The organism is Streptomyces sp. SGAir0957 (assembly GCF_043523415.1).
In genome coordinates, this window is the sequence record NZ_CP027293.1 from 284,138 (window position 1) to 304,950 (window position 20,813).

General features: G+C 74.7%; 6 protein-coding genes. 5 read left to right on the forward strand and 1 reads right to left on the reverse strand.

What is annotated here, in order from left to right; genetic code table 11:
- Positions 1-5: 5 nt before the first annotated feature.
- Complete coding sequence (locus C1N81_RS06760; protein WP_394427737.1) at positions 6-2,807, forward strand: right-handed parallel beta-helix repeat-containing protein; 2,802 nt, start codon at positions 6-8, stop codon at positions 2,805-2,807.
- Between the two features lie 43 nt (positions 2,808-2,850).
- Positions 2,851-3,174, forward strand: a complete 324-nt coding sequence (locus C1N81_RS06765) for a WXG100 family type VII secretion target (protein WP_394427739.1) — start codon at positions 2,851-2,853, stop codon at positions 3,172-3,174.
- Positions 3,175-3,202: 28 nt separating this feature from the next.
- On the opposite strand, the gene C1N81_RS06770 is transcribed toward C1N81_RS06765, so the two are convergent.
- A complete protein-coding gene (locus C1N81_RS06770) occupies positions 3,203-3,811 on the reverse strand; it encodes a hypothetical protein (protein WP_394427741.1) in 609 nt (202 codons plus the stop codon).
- A gap of 136 nt (positions 3,812-3,947) precedes the next feature.
- Here C1N81_RS06770 and C1N81_RS06775 point away from each other — a divergent pair, with 136 nt between their 5' ends.
- The 3 genes from C1N81_RS06775 to C1N81_RS06785 all read left to right on the forward strand — a co-directional run bounded on the left by C1N81_RS06775 (position 3,948) and on the right by C1N81_RS06785 (position 19,724).
- Positions 3,948-4,400 (forward strand): WXG100 family type VII secretion target, encoded by a 453-nt coding sequence (locus C1N81_RS06775; RefSeq protein WP_394427743.1) that lies wholly within the window; start codon positions 3,948-3,950, stop codon positions 4,398-4,400.
- A gap of 93 nt (positions 4,401-4,493) precedes the next feature.
- Positions 4,494-8,630: a type VII secretion protein EccCa gene (gene eccCa, locus C1N81_RS06780; protein ID WP_394427745.1), complete on the forward strand. Its 4,137-nt coding sequence runs from the start codon at positions 4,494-4,496 to the stop codon at positions 8,628-8,630.
- Positions 8,631-8,666: 36 nt separating this feature from the next.
- Positions 8,667-19,724 carry a hypothetical protein gene (locus C1N81_RS06785; RefSeq protein WP_394427746.1) on the forward strand — a complete coding sequence of 3,686 codons (11,058 nt, stop codon included), beginning with the start codon at positions 8,667-8,669 and terminating at the stop codon, positions 19,722-19,724.
- The last annotated feature ends 1,089 nt before the right edge of the window (positions 19,725-20,813 follow it).

A 20,813-nucleotide genomic window follows, 5' to 3' on the forward strand; every position in this document is an offset into this window, starting at 1 on the left:
GGGGCGTGGGCCCGGTGAAGCCCGCCGCGCAGCGGGTGGCTCCCGGCAGTTGGGGTGCGCACCGTTCCATCGGCGCGGCGGTGCGCGCGGCGAAGCCCGGGGCCGTGATCACCGTGCAGGCGGGCACGTACACCGAGAGCGTCGTCCTGGACAAGGACGTCAGCCTGGTCGCCAAGGGCGAGGTGCGGGTGGTCGCGACGCGCGGCCCCGCTCTCACCGTCTTCGGGGGCCGGGCCGAGGTGACCGGTTTCGTGCTCACCGCGACCGCGCCGCGGGAGATCGCGCTGCTTGTGCGGGGCGGCGAACCGGTGCTCAGGGACTGCTCGGTCAGCGGTGGCCGCGTGGAGATCGGCGGTACGGCGACGGCGCTGCTGCACGGGTGTGCGGTGCGGCAGGCGGAGGGTGTCGCCGTCCGCGTCACCGGAGCCGCCCGTACGACGCTGGAGGGACTCACCGTCGGCTCCTGCACGGGCGACGGTCTGCTCGTCGACGACGAGGCGCGCGCGGAGATGAGCGACGCGCTCCTTGACGGGGTCACCCGGCACGGCGTGGTCCTCGCGGCGGGCGCGCACGCCACGCTGGCCCGGTGCGAGATACGTGGCAGTGGCGCGGCCGCCCTGTTCGCGGAGGGCCACGCCACGGCGGTGCTGCGCGAGTGCCGTCTGCACGAGTCGGGCGCCCAGGGCGTGTGGCTGCGCGGCACTGCGGTGGCGGGGCCCGCCGCGCAGGACACCAACGGCTGGGCGGGCGAGGCCGCTTCCGCGCCCGGCGCCGAGGCGACCTCCTCGCGTGAGGCGCGGCGCGGTGTGCGCCTCCAGCACTGCGAGATCTTCCGTACGGCGGGCGCCGGGGTCCTCGTGGACGGCTCCAGCAGCGTGCTGCTTGACGACTGCCATGTCCATCACACCTCCGGCGCCGCTGTCCTGGTGACCGCCGCGGCCACGGCGGAGCTGACGGGCGTGCGCGCGGTCGACGTCAAGGACAGCGCGCTGGTCGTCAGCGGTTCGGGGCAGGCCATGGCGCGGGAGTCGACGTTCGCGCGCAGCGACGCGAACGGGCTGTACGCGGTGGGCGAGGCCGAGGTCGTCCTCACCGACTGCACCGTGCGCGACTCCGCGTACACGGCCGTCCATCTGGGCGGCGGCGGCCGGGTGCGGCTGCGCGGCACCACCGTGCGCGGGACGCCCGAGTACGGGGTGCGCGTCACCGAACGCGCCGAACTCCTCGCTCACGATTGCGAGGTGACCGACGCCGGGCTCGCCGGTATCTGCGTCGACGGCGGCGACGCGGCGCTGCACGGCTGCACCGTCTCCGCCAGCCGCGAGGGCGTCCGCCTGCGCACCAGCCACCGCCCGCTGCTGACCGACTGCACGGTCACCGGGGCCAAGGAGACGGGTGTCGTCGTCGGCCGCGGGACCGGCGCGCGCCTGGAGAACGTGAACGTCACCGGCAGCGGCGCCACCGGGCTGCTCCTGGAGGCGGACAGCGCCGTCGTCATGGACGGGGGCGCCGTACGCGAGGCAGGGGGCAGCGGCATCGTCGTCGGTGCCGGTGCCCGGCCGTGGATCAGCGGGACGACCGTCTCCGACGCCGGGAAGAACGCGCTCTACGTCGAGGAGGAGGGCCGGGGCCGCTACGAGGACTGCCACTTCGACAAGAGCCGCTTCCCCGCCGTCTACGCGGGCGCCCGCTCCCGGGTGACGCTGCGCCGCTGCACCGTCGAGGCCACCGAGAAGGACCTGCTGCGCGACGATGACGCCGTGGTCGAGGCCGAGGACTGCCGGACCCTGGAGGTACAGGACGCGGTGCTGCCGACCCTGTCCGCCCAGTCGGGTTCCCCTGAATCCCCGGATGCGTCCGGCTCGCCGCGCGCGGAGGCGGGCCGCGTCGCCGTGCCCGCCGGCGCCCCGAAGCCCGCAGGCACCGCGGACACCGTGGACAAGGACGGCGCGCGGGAGCAGGCGGCCGAGGACCGGCTCGCCGCGCTCCACGAGGAGTTGGGCCGCCTGGTCGGTCTGGACGGGGTCAAGCGGGATGTCCTGACGCTGACCAAGCTCATGCAGATGGTCAAGGTCCGCCAGGACGCGGGCCTCGCTCCGCCGCCGCTGAGCCGACACCTCGTCTTCGCGGGCAACCCCGGCACGGGCAAGACCACCGTGGCCCGGCTCTACGGCAGCTTCCTGGCCGCGCTCGGACTGCTCAGCCGCGGCCATCTCGTCGAGGCGGACCGTGGGGACCTGGTCGGTGAGTACATCGGCCACACCGCGCCCAAGACGACCGCTGTCTTCCGGCGGGCCCTGGGCGGTGTGCTGTTCATCGACGAGGCGTACGCGCTCGTCCCCCAGGGCCACTCCACCGACTTCGGGACCGAGGCGATCTCGACGCTGGTGAAGCTGATGGAGGACCACCGTGACGAGGTCGTCGTCATCGTCGCCGGCTATCCCGGCGAGATGAACCGGCTCCTGGAGTCGAACGCGGGTCTCGCCTCGCGGTTCACCCGCACCCTCTACTTCGACGACTACACCTCGGCGGAGCTCGTGCGCATCGTGGAACACCAGGCCGCCAGCCACGAGTACGCGCTGGCGGCGGAGACGGCCGAAGCGCTGCACACCTGGTTCGAGGAGGTGCCGCGCGGCGACCAGTTCGGCAACGGGCGCAGCGCCCGGCAGGTGTTCCAGCTGATGACCGAGCGGCACGCGCAGCGCGTCGCCGAACTCGACCTGACGGCCCAGGACCTGGCCTCGGCGGACCCGGCCCTGCTCACCACGCTGCTCCCCGCCGACCTGCCACCGGGCGAGGCCCGGTGAGTGAGCAGCACCACGGACCGGCGGAAGGAGAGGTGACCTGCCGATGGCGGAAGAAGTGACGGTCGAGGAGTGGCGCGCCTACCTGGAGGACATGCAGACGGCGATCCACACGGTGCAGCGCGAGGCGACCACGATCAACGCGAAGATGGCGTCGATCGACACGAAGATGAACGATCTGGCCACCCACTGGTCCAGCCCGGCGTATCTGACCTTCGACGAGATGAAGACCTGGTTCCACAAGAGCCAGCACGACCTGGCGGACCTGCTGGACGACATCCTGCACCGGCTGCGCACCAGCTACCAGAACTACCACGACGCCGAGCAGGCCAACCTCGGCAACCTCAACGACGGTCAGGGCCATGGCTGAGGGCGCGGGCGTGCGTGCCCGATGCCGCTCAGCTCTCGGCGGGCGGCGCCGGGAAGCGGGACTCGCGGTCGGTGTGCGCGTACACCTGCCCGCCGTGGTTGAGCAGCGCGATGTACTCGCCGAGCTTCTCCAGCGCCGAGCCGACCTGGAGCAGCGCCCGCTCCTGCGCCGGGTTCATGTCCGCCGCGAACGTCTCGCCCGCCTCCGCGAACGGGTTGTCCTCGCCCTCCTGCCAGGACGAGCCCTGGGACGCGGGGTTCCAGACGTACCGGCCGGGCTCCTTGGCGCCCTGGCCGAAGACGCTGTCCTTGGACGAGGCGACCTTGGCGCGCACCTCCTCGTACGCCGCCACGGCGCCGCGCGCCTCGGTGAGCATCGCCGTCTCCGCGGTGCGCACGGAGCCGAGGTCGATGCGCAGGTCGCCGGAGGGTTCCGTCCCGCCCTCGGGCGGGGAGTCGCCACCGCCGGACCCGCTGTCCTTCGGGTCGTCGTTGAACGACGGCGGTGTGCTCCAGGCGACCTTGTCCTGCGGGACGAGACCGCTGAGGTCGGCTCCGTGGTCGGCCCCCGGCTCGTCGCTCTCGTCCCCTTCCGGCAGGGGGGTCGTGTCGTACTGCGAAGTGATCGGGTCGGTCACGGTGGCTCCCTCGCCCCTCTGGCCTCATGGAACACTGCCAGGTTTATCACTTGTATAACCTTTTGTCAGCCTCCTCTTCCGGCGGCCGACCGGGTCAAGTCCCCTGTGCAACGCGACTCTTCGGAAAGGGTGCAGCATGGCTGAGAACGGCACGGCCGACTACGACACCTCCGTCATCGACGTCTCCCCGGTCAACATGAAGAAGACCGGCGACGACATGACGAGCCTCGCCCAGGACGTCTCCGACAGCCTCAAGGTCATCAACACCCAGCTCGGCCAGCTCAAACTGGCCTGGCAGGGCAAGTCCGCCGAGGACGCCGACGTGGTGGCCCAGGACTGGCTGCGCGTCATCACCGAACTGTTCGGCACCGAGGAGGACCCCAGCAAAGGCGTCCTGCCCGCGCTCGCCGACGGCGTCCACATGTCCTGGTCGAACTTCAGCACTGCCGAGGACGGCATCCGCAAACTCTTCGCCGACTTCCACAGCGCCCTCACCGGATCCGGCGACGGAGACGGCGACAGCCAGGACCCGCCGGAGGAGGTCACCGACACCAACAAGACGGCGGTGACCATGACGTTCCCCTACTGAACCGCCCGCTCCCCGGGGCCGAACCGGCCCGCCCGCACCCCCGAACGCCTCCCCTCCCCGTCCCGCTCCTCGTACCCCCGCTAGGCAGCCACTGTGAGTCGAATCCCCTTCCACCGCCCCGTCAGGATGACGCCCCCACCGATGCCGGAGGGCAAGATCACCCTGGCCGCCCCGCCCCAGCGGCCCCAGCCGCAGGGCGCGGCGGGCTGGCTCATGCTGCTGTTGCCCCTGCTGTCCAGCATGAGCATGGCCGCCTACATGGTCGCCTACGGCCGGGCCTGGATGATCCTGCTCGGCATCGCCTTCGTCGTCGTCTCCGTCGGCATCACCATCGGCGTACGGATGCAGCTGCGCGCGGGCCGCCGCCGCAACCAGTTCCGCCAGCGCGAGCGGTACTTCGAGTACCTCGCCGGCATCCGCAAGCAGGTGCTGCACACCCGGGCCGCCCAGCGCGCCGCCGACACCTGGCGCCACCCGCACCCCGACCGGCTCTGGGCCATGGCCACCCGGGGACGCCGCGTATGGGAACGCCGCCCCAGCGACCAGGACTTCCTGCACCTGCGCCTAGGCACCGGCACCGTCCCCCTCGCCCGGTCCCTGCACCAGCACGAGCAGCACGACCCCACCACCGACCTCGACCTGCGCTCCCAGCACGCCGCCGCCGAACTCGTGCAGACCTACGGCACCCTGGGCGACCAGGCGGCCTGGTTCGACCTCGGCTCCTGCGGCGTCGTCAGCCTCCTGGGCCCGCGCCCCCGCACCCGCCGCCTCGCCCAGAGCCTGCTGCTCCAGCTCTCCGTGCTGCACGCCCCCGACGACGTACGCGTCGCCGTCGTCACCGGCGGCAACAAGGACTGGGACTGGGCGAAGTGGCTGCCCCACGCCCAGGAGCCCGGCACCGACCCCCAGCGCCGCGAGCAAGAGGTCGTCCCGCTGCTCGCCGACAGCCTCGCCGAGCTCCACGACCACCTCCGCCAGAGCCTCGACCAGGAGGTCGCCGCCCGCGCCGAACGGCTCAGCCGCCTCGCCGCCACCCGCGACAACACCCCGCGCCGCCGCCTCGTCGTCCTCCTCGACGACTACGACCCGGCGCAGCCCTGGACCCGCACCGCGCTCCTGCACGACCTGCTCTCCCAGGCCGGACCCGACCTCGGCCTGCACGTGGTGTGCCTGGTCGAGGAAGAGGGCTCCGAACCGGGCCGCGTCGACGTCCGCGCCCGCACCGACGCCCGCGGCGGCCTCGTCCTCGAAGGCCGCGCCCCCGGACTCCACGCCCAGGTCGAACGGGGCGTCGCCGACGCGCCCGAGGACGCCGTACTGGAAGCCGCGGCCCGCGCCCTCGCGCCGCTGCGCCTGTCCGGAGAGCGCGACCAGGTCCTGTCCGAGCACGTCTCCCTCTCCGAGATGCTCGGCGTCCCCGATGTGTCGGCCTTCGACCCCGCGGCCCGCCGCCGCACCCCCGACGCCCGCGACCTGCTCAGCGTGCCCATCGGCGTCACCGGCAGCGGCTCCCCCCTCGTCATGGACCTCAAGGAGTCCGCCCAGGGCGGCATCGGCCCGCACGGCCTCGTCGTCGGCGCCACCGGCTCCGGCAAGAGCGAACTCCTGCGCACCCTCGTGACCGGCATGGCCATGGTCCACTCCCCCGACCATCTCGCCTTCGTCCTGGTCGACTTCAAGGGCGGCGCCACCTTCGCCGGAGTCACCGAACTCCCCCACGTCTCCGGCCTCATCACCAACCTCGCCGACGACCTCGCCCTCGTCGACCGGATGCGCCAGGCCCTCCAGGGCGAACAGCAGCGCCGCCAGCGGCTCCTGCGCGAGGCCGGAAACGTCGACTCCGTCCGCGAGTACCAGCTCCGCCAGGCGGCGGGCGGCACCGACATCAACGGCAAGCCCCTCGAACCGCTGCCCTACCTCGTGGTCGTCGTCGACGAATTCGGTGAACTCCTCTCCCAGCGGCCCGACTTCATCGAACTCTTCGTCCAGATCGGCCGCGTCGGCCGCTCCCTCGGCATCCACCTGCTCCTCGCCACCCAGCGCCTCGAAGAAGGCCGCCTGCGGGGCCTGGAGTCGCACCTGTCGTACCGCATCTGCCTGCGCACGTTCAGCGCCGCCGAGAGCCGCGCCGTCATCGGCACCCCCGACGCCTACACGCTGCCCGCCATCCCCGGCTCCGCCTACCTGAAGGTCGACGAGTCGGTCTACGAGCGTTTCCGCGTCGCTCACATCTCCGCGCCGTACCACAAGCCCGGCAACGACGAACCGTCCTCCGCCGAGCCCGTCCCCTTCGCCGTCCACGGCGACCTGCCCCCGCTCACCGACGACGACAACGAGAAGCCCGGCTGGGAATGGGACCCCGACGGCGGGGCCACCGAACTGGAGATCGCCGTCGAGCGCCTGCTCAACAAGGACACCCCGGGCCACCAGGTGTGGCTCCCGCCGCTGCCCGCCCGCTTCGGCCTCACCGCCCTGCTCGGCGAACCCGAACCCGAGAAGGAACTCGGCCTGCGCTGCGCCCAGTGGCCCTACGGCGGCGAGCTGAAGTTCCCCGTCGGCGTCCTCGACGTCCCCACCCGCCAGGAACAGCGCCCGCTCGTCCTCGACCTCGCGGGCCGCCAGGGCCACCTCGCGCTCGTCGGCGCCCCGCAGAGCGGCAAATCCACCTTCCTGCGCACCGCCATGCTCAGCGCGATGCTCACCCACACCCCCGACGAAGTGCAGTTCTACTGCGTCGACATGGGCGGCGGCACCCTGCACGGCCTCGCCGACGCACCGCACGTGGCCGGTGTCGCCGGACGCCGCGACGAGGAACGCGTACGCCGTGTCCTCGCCGAGGTCAGCAGGATCGTCGCGGCCCGCGAGAAGATGTTCCGCGACCTGCGCATCCAGTCGTCCGCCGAACTGCGCACCCGCCGCGCCGAAGGCCGCCTCCCCGACGGGGTGCGCGCCGCCGACATCGTCCTCGTCATCGACAACTGGGCGGCCCTGCACAGCGCCGACGAGAACGCCATCACCACCCTCACCGAGATAGCCACCCGCGGCCTCGGCGTCGGCGTCCACCTGTGGATCACCGCGAACCGCTGGGCCGAGATCCGCGTCAACCTGCGCGACAACATCCCCGGCCGCCTCGAACTGCGCCTCAACGACCCCTCCGAGTCCGAGATCAACCGCCCGGCCGCCCGCGCACTGGGCCAGAGCGTCCCCGGCCGCGGCCTCGCCACCCCCGGCCTCACCCACCACATCGCGCTGCCCCGGCTCGACGGCGACGACAGCACGGACGGCCTCGCCGACGCCGAACAGCACCTCGTCGAGCGGCTCGCCGAGGCGTGGACCAGGCCCGCCGCGCCCGAACTGCGCGTCCTGCCCTCCTCCCTCACCGTCCGCGACCTCGCCCGCGCCGAAGCGCCCTCGGACGCCGAACGCTGGGACGGCCACGGCCCGGCCATCGCCCCCCACGAAGTACCCATCGGACTGCGCGAGTCCGACCTGCGCCCCGTCGGCCTCGACATGACCGCCGGCGCACCGCACTTCGTCGTCTTCGGCGACTCCGGCTCCGGCAAGACCGCCTTCCTGCACACCTGGATGCGCGGCCTCGCCGACCGGCACAGCGCCCGCGACCTGCGCTTCATGGTCGTCGACTACCGGCACAGCCTGCTCGGCGTCGTCCCCGAGGAGTACATCGGCGCCCGCGGCGGCTCGGCCGACCTCGTCGCCGGACAGGTCCAGGCCCTCGCCGAGACACTGCGTTCGCGCATCCCCCCGGCCGACATCACAGCGGGCCAGCTCGCCTCCCGCGGCTGGTGGCAGGGGCCCGAGCTGTACGTCGTGGCGGACGACTACGACCTCGCCGCCGGCGGCATGGGCCGCGGACCGCTGGCTCCGCTGGCCGAGTTCATCCCGCAGGCCGCCGAGCTCGGCTTCCACCTCGTCCTCGCCCGCCGGGCCGGCGGCGCCAGCCGCGCCGTCATGTCCGACCCGCTGCTGAGCAAGCTCAAGGAGATCGGCACCGACGGACTGCTCCTCTCCGGCGACCACCGCGAGGGCGCGCTGATCGCCGAACACCGCGCCCGGCGCCGCCCGCCGGGCCGCGGCCAGCTCGTCCGCCACTCGCACGAGCCCGTCCTCGTCCAGATCGCCCTGCCGGAGTCGGCGGCGCCGCACATCCCGCGGCCGGCGTCCGAGCCGCCCGCCCCGGCCCCGTCCACCAAGGTCACCGACAACGCCTGACCCGGCGCAGTACGCCCAAGGAGGGCACCCCGCACCATGGCAGACGCGGATTCCGTACTCGGCAGCATCAGCCTCGACGAGATCATCGAACTGGGCAACGCCTGGATCCGGCTCGGCGACGACCTCCACGAACGCCGCGTGGCGGTCAAGGGCAAGGTCGACGGCATCGACATGACCGGCAAGGCCGGCGACGCGATGCGGCTGGCATGGGACGACGGGCTCAGCAAGACGATCGACGACGCGGCGGAGACCGCGTGGACGGTGGGCCAGACCATCCACCGCTACGCCGACGAGCTGAAGAAGGCCGCCGACGAGTACGCCAAGAAGGTCAACGCCTCCATGTGGGCGATGATCCTCGGCTCCATCCTCGGCATGGCCTTCATGGCGCTCGGCCCCCTGCTGAGCGGTCTGCTCTCCGCCATCGGCGCGCTCCTCGCCCGCCTCATCCCGGTCCTCACCCAGATCGCCGCCCGCATCGGAACCGTCGGCACGACCGCCATCGGCGCCATCGGCGGCGCGGTCTCCGGCGCCGCGCTCAACCTGGGCATCGACGTCGCCGCCGGCGCCGCGGGCGCCGCCATCGCGGGCACCGACTACGACGTCGACTGGGGCGCCGAGGCGTGGAGTCTGGGCCTCGGCGGTCTCGTCGGTGGCCTCGGCGGCGGCTTCGCCGGCTACCACTACACCCCGCACCCGGCCGGACCCGTCGGCGGCCCCAAGGGCACCCCGCCGCCCACCGCGCCGCCGAAGGCCACCCCCGACACCGGCGGTGTGCCCGGCGGCATCGGCGACGGCCCGGGGGTCTCCCCGCCGCCCCGCGTCCCCGGTGGTGGCGCCGGAGGCGATCACACCTTCTCCGGACCCGGCTCCTTCCGCGGCGACGGCGGACCCGGCGCCCTCAACCCCCCGCAGGGCGGCGGCGCCTCCGCGCACGCCTCCCACCCCACGAGCAGCGGCCCCGGCGGCGGGCGGACCGGTGACATCGGCATGCCCAACACCCGTACCGGCGGCGACGGTTCGCAGAGCGCGCCGCCGCCCGGCAACCCGGCGACCGCCCCCGGCAAGCCGCTCGCCCAGGACACCCCCGTCCCCTCACAGTCCCGGCCGACCCCTGGCGGCGGCCGCCCGGGCAGCGGCGATGTGCCCACGCCCGCGCCGCCCGTGCAGCAGCGTCCGGGCGGCGCGGGCGGCCAAGGCGGACGGCCTGGGACGGGCGACGTGCCCACCCCCACGCCGCCCGTCCAGGAGCGCCCCGGCGCCGCCGGCAACGGCGGCCGCTCCGACGCCTTCGGCGGCCCCGGCCAGCGGCTGGGCGGCCCGCAGGAGAACCCGCACGGCACACCGAAGCCGGCGGGCAACGAGGGCGGCCCCGGCGGCGGTCCGTCCAGGCAGCCCGGCGGCCGCACCGACGACCCCTTCACAGGGCCGGGCCAACGCCTGGGCGGCCCCCAGGAGAACCCCCACGGCACCCCCGCCCCGAAGACCGGCGACGACGGTCCGGGCCAGAACACCAGCTCCAAGCCCGGCACCAACAGCGGCAGCACGAACGACCCGTTCACGGGCCCGGGGCAGAAACTCGGCGGCCCCCAGTCCAACCCCCACGGCACCCCGGAGCCCCAGCGCCCCGGCCCCGCGGAGAACGGGCCCAAGCCCGGCACCAACAGCGGCGGCAACGACCCCTTCACAGGCCCGGGCCAGAAACTCGGCGGCCCCCAGTCCAACCCCCACGGCACTCCGGAGCCCCAGCGCCCCGGCCCGGCGGAGAACGGGCCGCAGTCGCATCAGCCCGGCGGCAACGACCCGTTCACCGGCCCCGGGCAGAAGCTCGGCGGCCCGCAGGCCAATCCCCACGGCACCCCCGAACCCCAGCCGGGCACGGCCCCTCCGGGCTCCCACCAGCCGGCTCCCACGCCTCCTGCGGGCCGCGGGCACGACTTCCCCGCGACCGCCGACAACCGGCCGCCCGGGGCAACCGGCGAGGGCACCTCGCAGGGCGGCAAACCGCCCCTGGACCCGTTCGCCGGACCCGGTCAGAAGCTCGGCGGTCCCCAGAGCGACCCGCACGGCACCACACAGCCGCGCCCCGAGGGCGGCCCCCGCACCGGCGAGGGTTCCGTCGGCGGCAAGCCCCCGACCCGCACCGGCACCGGGTACGACCGCCCCGCCACCCTGGACGACACCCCGGGCGGCGGCGGACGAGGATCGGGCTCCGGTTCGGGCGGCGGCAACGTGCGCGCCAACGAGGGAAGCAACACGTACATCGAGACCGCACCCACGGGGAGCCGCCCCGAGCCGGCGCCGGGCGGCGGCGAGGGCCGTGGCGGGGGTAGCGGTACGAGGCCGGGTGGCGGCACTGGGGGCAGAGCCGACGGTCCGACGCCGGGTGGCGGCAACAGTGGCAGGACCGACGCTCCGACGACCAGTGGCGGCACCGGCGGCAGGACCGACAGCCCGACGACCGGTGGCGGCAACAGCGGAATGACCGACGGTCCGACGACTGGTGGCGGCACTGGTGGCAGGGCCGACAACCCGGCGCCAGGGGGCGGCAACAGTGGCAGGACCGACAGCCCGGCGCCGGGGGGCAGCAACAGCGGCCTGACCGGTGGTCCGGCGCCGGGTCACGGGCAGACGCCGCACGACCCGGCTCCCGGGACCAACAGCGGCGCCGTGGCGGCGGGCGGCCCGACGACGGGCCCCGGCCAGGGGCAGCGGCCGCTCGACCCGAGCCCCGGCAGCAGCGCCCCCTCCGGCGGTCCGCTGCCCGGTTCGGGTGCGCGACCCGGCGGCGGTACGAGCGGGACGACGCACGCACCCGGCACGGACGCGCCGAAGCAGTCCGGGCCTTCCGGCACCACGCACCCGGAGCCGCCCGGTTCGAAGCCCGGCCGCCCGACGGCTCCGGCCGAGAGCGCGCCGTCCACGTCCTCGGGTCCGGCGAACTCCGCGCCCTCACGCGGGGGCGTCGGCGCCGGTGCTCCGGCAACCGGCGGCGGCCACGAGGGCGACCCGGCGCCCACCGGCCCCGACCGGCAGCCGGGCGACACCCGTCCCGCCACCGGTGAGAGCACGGTCGGCACCACGCCCCCGACCGTTCCCCCGAACCCGGAGTCGCCGACCCAGGCACCGACGGGGCCGGGTCCAAGCCCTGCCGCGACCGGTGGCGGCGACGGACACGCCGCTCCTGCGGAGAACACCCCGGACACCGGTACGGCTCCGGGCTCAGGCAGCGGCGCCGGCGGCCAACCGGGTCCGGGTGCCACGTCGTCCGGCCCCGTCACCACGAACCCCGGGTCCACGACGCAGGTTCCCGCCCCGGACGCGGGCGCCAGCGGCGACTTGGGCGCGAACCCCGCGTCGTCGGCCCCCAGCGCGTCCGTCCCCGAACCGACACCTCGCCCGACGGACGAGACACCCGCACCCACGCCCGTCGTACCTACGCCCTCGGCCCCTGCGCCCGCCAACACGCCCGCGACCCCGGGCACCGGGTCGCCCGGCTCGACGGTCCCGAACCCGGGGACGACCGGGGGCAACGCGAGCACGGGCCCCGCTGGGTCTACTGGAACCGCCACCAGCACAACCGGCCCCAACTCGACGACGTCCGGCCCCGTCGCCGAACAAGCACGCCCGAACTCCGCCCCTGCGGCGCCGAGTTCAGCCGCGTCCGACCCCGTGAGGCAGTCGGGACCCGGCACCGCCGCACCCGTGGCGCCGACCTCGTCGTCCCCTGGCCCGCTTCCCGGAAATCCTCCGCTGGGCCAGCAGACCCCCGGCTCGTCCGGTGACACGAAGCTCCCCACGACCGCGTCGCCGTCCGCCCAAGAGCCACACACCGGCACCGGCCGAGGCGCGGACACGAGCGCAGGACCGGGCACCGGCAGCGGCCCCAAGACCCCACCCGCCCAAACCGGCGGCACCGCCACCCCGCCGCCCCAGCAGAACGGAACCTCCTCCCACCCCACGAGCAGCGGTCCGGCCGCGCCCGCCCCTGGTGAGGGCGCCGGGACCGGGCCGCAGCCCTCCACCACGCCGCTCGACTCCTTCGCGGCGCAAGTGCTCGCGCACGAGATCCGCCGGGAGTTGGGCCGCCTGAACTGGACCGGCGCCTCGATCACCCCCGACGACGCGGTCCGTCTGCACGACGCGCTGCCCGCCTGGCGGCAGAACCAGCCCCTCCGGGCCCGGGGTGAGGCCATCGCCCAGACGCTCGTCGGCGGCGCACCGTTCAGGCTGCCGGGCGGCTCCCCCACCGAGGTGTACTCCGACACGGAGATGATGGACGTCGACGACGTACCCGCGTCCCCGCCCCCCGCACAGGAACCCGCGCACGAGCCCGAGCTGGCCCCCCGCCCGCCGCACGAGCAGCTCACCGACATCGCGCAGAGCGTGATGGACGACGTTCGGCACCGCATCCGTTACGGGCAGGCGAACCAGGTCTCGTCCGTGGCCGCGTCCGGCGGCGGCACCCGAGAGATGCTCGCCCTGGCGCGGGAGGGCGTGCACCGCCAGCCGGTCGCCACGGCGCAGGAACGCCTGGGCCAGGACGCGGTCGTCGCCGAGATCATCGGTACCGGCAACTGCGGTGAACACGCCGCGATGTCCTTCGCGCTGCTCAACAGGACCCCGCTGCCGCCCGGCACCTCGCTCTGGTTCGTCGACCTGAACCTCAGGCAGGGCGAGGACCCGGAGCACCCGATCGCCCCGTACACCGACCACGTCTTCGTCGCCGTCGGCGACGAGAACGACCCCGAGAACATCGTCGTCGTGGACCCGTGGCAGATCGGCGCCGTGCCGGTGCCCGCCCGCCACTTCAACTTCCCGTTCCTGCTGCCGGGCGACGGCCGTTGGGAGATCACGCCGCGTGCGGAGCGCGCCGTGCCGGACGGCAGGGACTACCTGCACGAGGCGCGCGGCACGGTCGACGTGGGGGCGCTGGAGAATCAGATGGACCTCACGGGTCCGTCGGTGGACCCGGCCTCGTTCGCGGGCCAGCCCGGTATGTACGAGCACCGCCAGCAGTACGGCGGCCTGCGCGGCGGCTCCGCCGACCAGGGCGTCGACCCGGTGGCGGCGCACTGGCCCGTGGGCCGCCCGGTGACGCTGGCCGGGCCCCGGACCGGCGGCGTGACGAGGGTGCCGGTCGCCCCTTCGTACGCTCCGGCGGCGGGCGGCTCCTCGGCCCCGTACACGCCGTTCACGCTCCCCGTCCCGGAGGGCGCGGGCGCCTCGTCGTCCCGGCAGCCCGGTTACGGGGTCAATCCCGCCGGCTGGGTGCGCCTGCCCGACGGCACCGAACTGTCGCCCCACGGCTGGACCAGCTTCGGCGACGACTTCCTCCACACCCCGAGCGGCGCTCTCCTTCGCGGGGACAGCGGCTGGATCGGCACCACCGCCAACTTCGACACCGTCGTCCCCGCCTGGGACCACCTGGACCCCGACGCGGCACCCCACACCCTCACCATCCACCCCGGCGGCATCCGCATGGTGCCCGCCCGTGTGGGCGGCCCGGCGGCGAGCGCCGTCGACATCCCGCTCGTCCGGGGCGACATCACGGGCGACATCGCGGACGGCATCGCGAGCGCCGTCCCGGAGACCGCCACGCCCGCGTCGGCGTCCAGCCAACCCCCCACCCGGACAGGCCCCTTCGGGCACCCGGGTGCGGCGCGGTTCGACCTGGAAGCGGCGCGGCAGCGACTCACGGACCCCGCGACGCCGCCCGCCTGGCGCGAGGAGGCACTGACCCGCGCCGAGGACATGGTCTTCGAGCGGATCGCCGCCGTCGCCCCGGGGGAGAACCCGGCCGGCGTCGTCCCCCGCCCCGACGAAGTAGTCCAGCTCGTGGCGGCGGAGTTCCTGCGCGGCATGCACCTTCCGGCCCGCGCACTCGCCCGCGAACTCATCGGCGGCTCCGGCCTGTTCACCCCCGAGGCTCCTGCGGCCCGGGAGCCCGGCGACCCGGTCCACGCCGCTTCCCCTGCCGCTGCTCCGGCCGCGCTCGACTCGCTCGGTGCGCAGATCCTCGCGCACGAGGTGCGCCGTGAATTGAGCCGCCTGCAGTGGACCGGCGCCCCCGTCACCCCCGCCGAACTGGAGCGGCTGCACGAGGCGTTGCCGTCCTGGCAGCTGCGCCGACCCCTGCGGGCGCGCGGTGAGGCCATCGCCCAGACCCTCGTCAGCGGCGCCCCGGCCGCCCTGCCCGGCGGCTCACGGACGACGACCTGGTCGGACACCGACATGATGGACGTCGACGACTTCCCGGCAGCCCCGGCACGCGGGACGTACGGCGGGCCCAGCAGGCACAGCGGGCCGAGCGCGTACAGCGGAGGCAGCCCGTACAGCGGAGGCAGCCCGTACAGCACCACCAGTGCCTACAGCGGTGCCCACTACAGCGACCAGTTCTACGATCCGAGGACAGCGCCCCCGACCTCGTACCGCAGCCCCGCGCTGCGCGAGATGGAGCGCCGCTCGCGGCAGTACCGCCCTGTGGAACAGACCCGTTCCGTGGGCAGCCGGCGCACACCGGCCGCCGTCGTGCCGCGCGAGTCCCGGCCTCCCCGCCACAGCCACCAGCCGCGCTCCGGCCGCGTGCAGGTCGTCCCGCGTCCGCCGCAGGAGCAGTTGCGCGAGCTGGGGCGTACGGTCCTCGACGACGTCCGGAGCCGTATTCGTTACGGACAGGCCAATCAGATCTCGTCCGTCGCCGCGCACGGCGGCGGCACCCGGGAGATGCTGGCCTACTCCCGCGACGACGTGCACCGCCAACCCGTCTCCAGCCACCAGGAATGGCTCGGCCAGAGCGCCGCCATCGCCGAGATCGTCGGCACCGGCAACTGCGGCGAGCACGCCGCCATGACCTTCGCACTCCTCAATCGCGCACCCCTGCCGCCCGGCACCTCGATCTGGTACGTCGACCTCAACCTCCAGCCGGGCGAGGACCGCCGCAACCCCATCGCCCCGCACACCGACCACGTCTTCGTCGCCGTCGGCCGCCGCAGCAGGCCCGAAGAGATCATCGTCATCGATCCCTGGCAGATCGACGCCCAGCCGGTCACTGCCCGCAACTTCAACTTCCCGTTCCTCGTCACCGTCGACGGCCGCCCCCGTGTCACCCCCCGCGCCATCCGCTTCGAACCCGACGGCAGGGACTACCTCCGTCTCGGGCGCGCGACCATCGACGTCGCCGAGCTCGAGAACCACATGGACCTCACCGGCCCGTCCGTGGACCCGACCACGTTCGCCGGCCAGCCCGGGATGTACGAACACCGCCAGCAGTACGGCGGCCTGCGCGGCGGCTCCGCCGACCAGGGCGTGGACCCGGTGGCGTCGCGCTGGCCGGTGGGCCGCCCGGTGACGCTGGCCGGGCCCAGGACCGGCGGCGTGACGCGGGTTCCCTTCTCCCCGGCGCGGCAACCCGGCGCGGGTGGCTCCTCGGCCCCGTACACCTCTTTCACGCTGCCGGTGCCGGACGGCGCGGGCGCCTCGTCGTCCACGCGGCCCGGTTACGCCGTCAACCCCGGCGGCTGGATACGCCTGCCCGACGGCACCGAACTCTCCCCCCTCGGCTGGACCAGCTTCGGCGACGACTTCCTCCACACCCCGACCGGCGCCTACCTCCGCGGCGACAGCGGCTGGATCGGCCATACCGCCAACCTCGACACCGTCACCGCCGCCTGGGACCACCTCGACCCCCACGCCGAACCCCACACCCTGATCCCGCACGGCTCGGGCATCCACCTGGTGCCCACCCGGCCCGGCGCGCCCGCGACCGCCATCACCCTCATCCCCTCCCCGGCCACGGCCACCACCGAGGGCATGGACGGCGCGTCGGCCCAGGCACCGGTCGGCGACCAGCTGGAGGATCTCGGGCTCTCGCCGATCCATGTGCCCGCGGACGGGGACGCCCTGGCCCACGCGCTGATCGCCGCCGCGCCCGCGGAGAGCGGGGCCCTTGCCGGTCACAGCTGGCCCGCCGGGCCCGAGGAGCTGCGTTCCGGGCTGGGCGCGGCCCTCGCGGCGGACGTACGGCTACCGCGTGAAGAAGCCCGCTTGTGGCCCGCGCTGACCGAAGCCACCACACCGGACGGTGCGCCCCTGCTCGCTTCCGCCGCACCGGACGCGGTCCGCGACGCGCTCGCGGACGTACGCGGCACCACCGGCGGACGTGACGCGGACTGGCTCACGCTCGCGCTCGCGGCGCCCGTCCTGGGGCTGCGCCTGACGGTCCTGACGGACACGGGTTCCGCGTGGAGCGCCGGCCCCGAGGACGGGCGTGCCGTCGTGCTCGCCCGTTTCGACGCTCCGGCGCCGTTCACCGGGCCGTGGGCGGCCACCGAACCCACCGAGCAGGCCGATGCGGCACACCGGCCCGACACCTCGGGCTCGGAGGCCTCCTCAGGGCCGACCTGGGGCACGCCGCAACCGGTCACCTCCGCCACATCGACCCCCACGCCACCCGTGTCGTCGACGCCGGTGACGCGGCCGCTCCCCTCGCCGCCTCCCCGCACGGAGACGGCGCCGCAGACCTTCTTCGGGCTCGACCCGCGCCCCGTCACCAGGGAGCCGGTGTCCCACGAGGCGGAGCCCGTTCCCGTTCCGCCGCGCGACGAGCCGAGCGAGGCCCCGCCTCAGCAGCGGACGGAGCCTGTAGGCACGTACGACACCACCGGCCCTCAGCCGACGGACGACGCGCAGCCGACCGGGACCGCCGCAACCAGCGAACCCGCGGAGACGACCCCGGCGGAGCCTTCCGCCCCCCTCTCCCCCTACGTCCTCACCTATGGCTCCCGTCTCGACGGCAGCGTCGGCCTCGTCGCCTACGAGCCGATGGCGGACACCGTGCTCGACGCGCTGCACCAGCACATCCTCGACAGCCTCGGCGTCACGCCGGGCGGCGCCGAGGAGAGCGCGGCGCGGGAGCAGCTCGGCGAGCTGCTCGACGCGGCGGAGATCGTCCAGCATCTTCCGAGTGTGCGCAGTGCGCGCGGGCACCGGGTGGTCGTCGTCCTCGGCGGCGTCGAGCACCCCGTGGACGTACGGCTGCGGCTGACCGATCCGCGTGCCTCGGCCCGGTCGGGCGCGCACGGGGAGGTGCCGCGCTCGACCAAGGTGGAGCGGCAGAACGAGGGCGGGCAGTCGTCGTCGGCCGGTGAGAGTTCGGGGACGACCCGGACCGTGCCGATCCCGTGGACCGGTGTCTACGACGGTCCGGCCGGCGCGCTGCGCTGGTTCGACGGTTCTCTGACGCTGAGCCTGACGCACAATCAGCTGAGCCTGTCCGCGACCGTCAACGACGGTGTGACCACGACGACGATGCAGCGGGCCAACGACGCGGCGCGACCGGTCGAGTTCACCGGCGCGTGGCAGACGCGCGTGGATGCCGACCGCCGGGACGCCGACCCGGCGACGTGGGGTGCGGAGCGGCGGCTCGGGCCGCTCACCGTCTGGTTCCCCGAGCACCGGGCGCAGGTGCACGAGACGGCGACCGGGCCGCACCCCGAGCCCGCCGCTCTGGACGATCTGCCGTTGTGGGGTGTGGACGGTCTCGGCGAGCCGGGACGGCTGCTCGACGAGGTGCTCGGCGACGACGCGTTCGCCGCGCTGCACGGGCTCGGCGAGGATTCGCGGCGTGAGCTGGAGGGGTTCCTGTCCGACCGGGTGCTGCGCGGCACCCTGCCGATGCAGCGGGGGCGCGGCGTGTACTCGCCGGTGCTCACGGACGGCAACGGCAGCGCGGTGGGCGTCCTGCGGCTGACCGCGACGGTGCGGCCGGGGGCGACGCGCGCCCGGAGCCCGGAAGGGCAGTTCGCCCTGGAGAGCTGGCTCACGCACACGTCGGGCGTCGACCGTTCGGCGCGGCTGACCAGCGGGCTCGGCCTGGAGGGCAGCGGCGGTCCGCAGTTCACCGGTGATCACGCGGCCGGGCATCCCTCGGCGGCGACCCGCGTCGGCGGCGGCGTGTACGGCAAGGGCGGGGCGGCCTGGCAGTCGACCGACGCGCTCAACACCGCCAGCAAGGCCTCGCTCATGCACGGCCTGCTGACCACCGGTTCGCATCTGCTGGTCTCGGCCGACATCGTGTACCGCCTGACGTTGGTGCGGGCGGGCGGCGGCGAGGTGACGGGCAGCTTCGGCCCCTGGCCCGACTCCGCCGAGCTGCGGCTCCCGCCCCGCTCCCTCGCCCGCGGGCAGGCCCCGACCGGAGACGAACTGCGGCGCCTTCCGGGGCACTTGGAGCATCTTCAGGGCATCGGCTTCTCCGCGGTGCCGCTGTCGGCGCACGGCACGGAGGTCCTGTTCGACCGGGCGGAGGACTGGCTGCGCGGGAGGGTTTCCTGCCGCCGCGCGAGCACGGTCTGTACGCGCTCGACGAGCCGCGCGTCCACGCCCAGTTGGCGAACCTGCGCCGCCTCGAACAGCTGCGGTCGGCGCACGGTCTGGCCACGGCGCTGCCGGACGCCGTCGAGGGCGGCCGTCCGGTCTGGTTCGAGCTGCCCGGGCGGATCGGCGGCAGCCGGCGCGTACAACTGCGGTTCACGGCGGTACGGGACCGCACGCCGCTGCCGGGTACGGCGGGCGCCCCGCCCGCCGTGCACACGCGGCGGCTGCCGGAGGTGGAGTCCACCGGCTCCAGTTCGTACGAGGCGCGCGGGACGCGGCAGCGGGGCACGCAGTTCGGCGGTTCGGTCGGCTTCGGCGGCGGTCCCCGGTGGCCGTTGGCGGGCGGCGGCTGGTCCCTCGACTCGGTCGCCGACTACACCTGGGGCCGCCAGCACGGTGCCGCGTCCACGGCGGGCTCCGCGCTCGGGACGGACCAGGTCATCGTCACGTCGGGCGACGGCACCGAGGTCTTCGCGGTTCCGGCGCGTTTCGCCCTCGACCTGTTCGAAGGCGTCACCGAGGAGCCGTCGGTGCGGTTCGCCGCCCCGCCCGCCGCACCGCAGGAGGAGGCGGCGCGGCCTGCCCCGATCGGCCTGCTCGGGCGGCCGGTGGAGCCCGCCGCGCCGGTCGATGTCGCCGGGCACATCACCCTGGCCGTGCCGCACCGGCGCACCGCCCCGGCGACGGACGTCCTGCCCGCGCCCGCGCCCCGCCCGGTGATCCGTGCGCCGCGCACGGGCGGCGGGGTGGACGACGACGCTGGGCGCCTGGCCCTGACGGACGGTGAGGGTCGGCCGCTGCCGGGGCTGACCCGGCTGCCGGACGACGCGTCGGTGGACCTGTTCCGCGTCGGCGAGGCGCTCCAGGACGCGCTGCGTCAGCTCGTCCGTGGCGCCGGTGCGGGCCTGCATCCGGCCGGGCCGCTCGGCCGGAGCCTGCACACCTTCACCGGGCGGCTGCCCTCCGTCGTGATGACGCCGGGTGCCCGTGTCGCGGAGTACCTCGCCGGGCCGTCGGCCGCGAGCCGCGGCGCGTTCGCCGGGGAGGCCCTGTTCCAGCAGACGCGGGTCTCCAGCGTGCTGGCCCGCGCGCAGCAGATCCTCAACGGCGGGTACGTCGTGGAGGGGCTCGTGCTGCCGGGGCTCGGCGCCGACCAGGAGTTCCAGCTGGAGATCACCGGCTATCTGCACCGGCCGCGCGGCGACGGCGGCGTACGGGCCTCCGTCGAGAGCGACCTGTCGGCGAAGGACGCCTCGGCGCAGCAGAGTTCCCGCATCACGACGCAGCAGGGCGGCGGCGGTGTCACCGCCCTGCGGGCCCTGCCGGCCACACCCCGGGGAGGACAGCCGCCTCGGGTGGCGCAGGCCAATCCCAGTGGGCGCCTGACCGGTGCGCGGGTGGACGAGCGTACGGGCGAGCGGTCCGCGGGCACCTCGGTCGTGCGGGTGCCCACGGAATCGGGTGAGCTGCACGTCGTCACGGCGGACGCGACGCTCCTGGTGACGCTGCGCCAGGGCACCCGCAATCTGCTCGGCAACCTTGTGGGCCTGGGTGCGCGGGCCGGGGTCACCGTCGCGGTCGATGTCCCGGACGCGATCCGCTTCTCCCTCTCCACCGAACAACTGGCCCGCAACGCGCGCTGGTTCGCCGGAGCGCCCGGGCTGCCCCGGCCGGTGCTCGCGGCGCCGACGCTGCCGCTGCCCGACCGGTTCGTCCGCACGGGCGAGCTGGGCACGGGCGCCGTCCTCACGGTCACCCAGCTCGACGACCCGGTGCGACGCCAGGAGAGCCGCGACCGGCTGCGCCGGG

What these genes read in the sequence shown, in the direction of transcription:
- C1N81_RS06785 (WP_394427746.1), top strand. Translation starts at nt 8,667, where the DNA reads ATGGCAGACGCGGATTCCGTACTCGGCAGCATCAGCCTCGACGAGATC.
- C1N81_RS06765 (WP_394427739.1), top strand. Translation starts at nt 2,851, where the DNA reads ATGGCGGAAGAAGTGACGGTCGAGGAGTGGCGCGCCTACCTGGAGGAC.
- C1N81_RS06775 (WP_394427743.1), top strand. Translation starts at nt 3,948, where the DNA reads ATGGCTGAGAACGGCACGGCCGACTACGACACCTCCGTCATCGACGTC.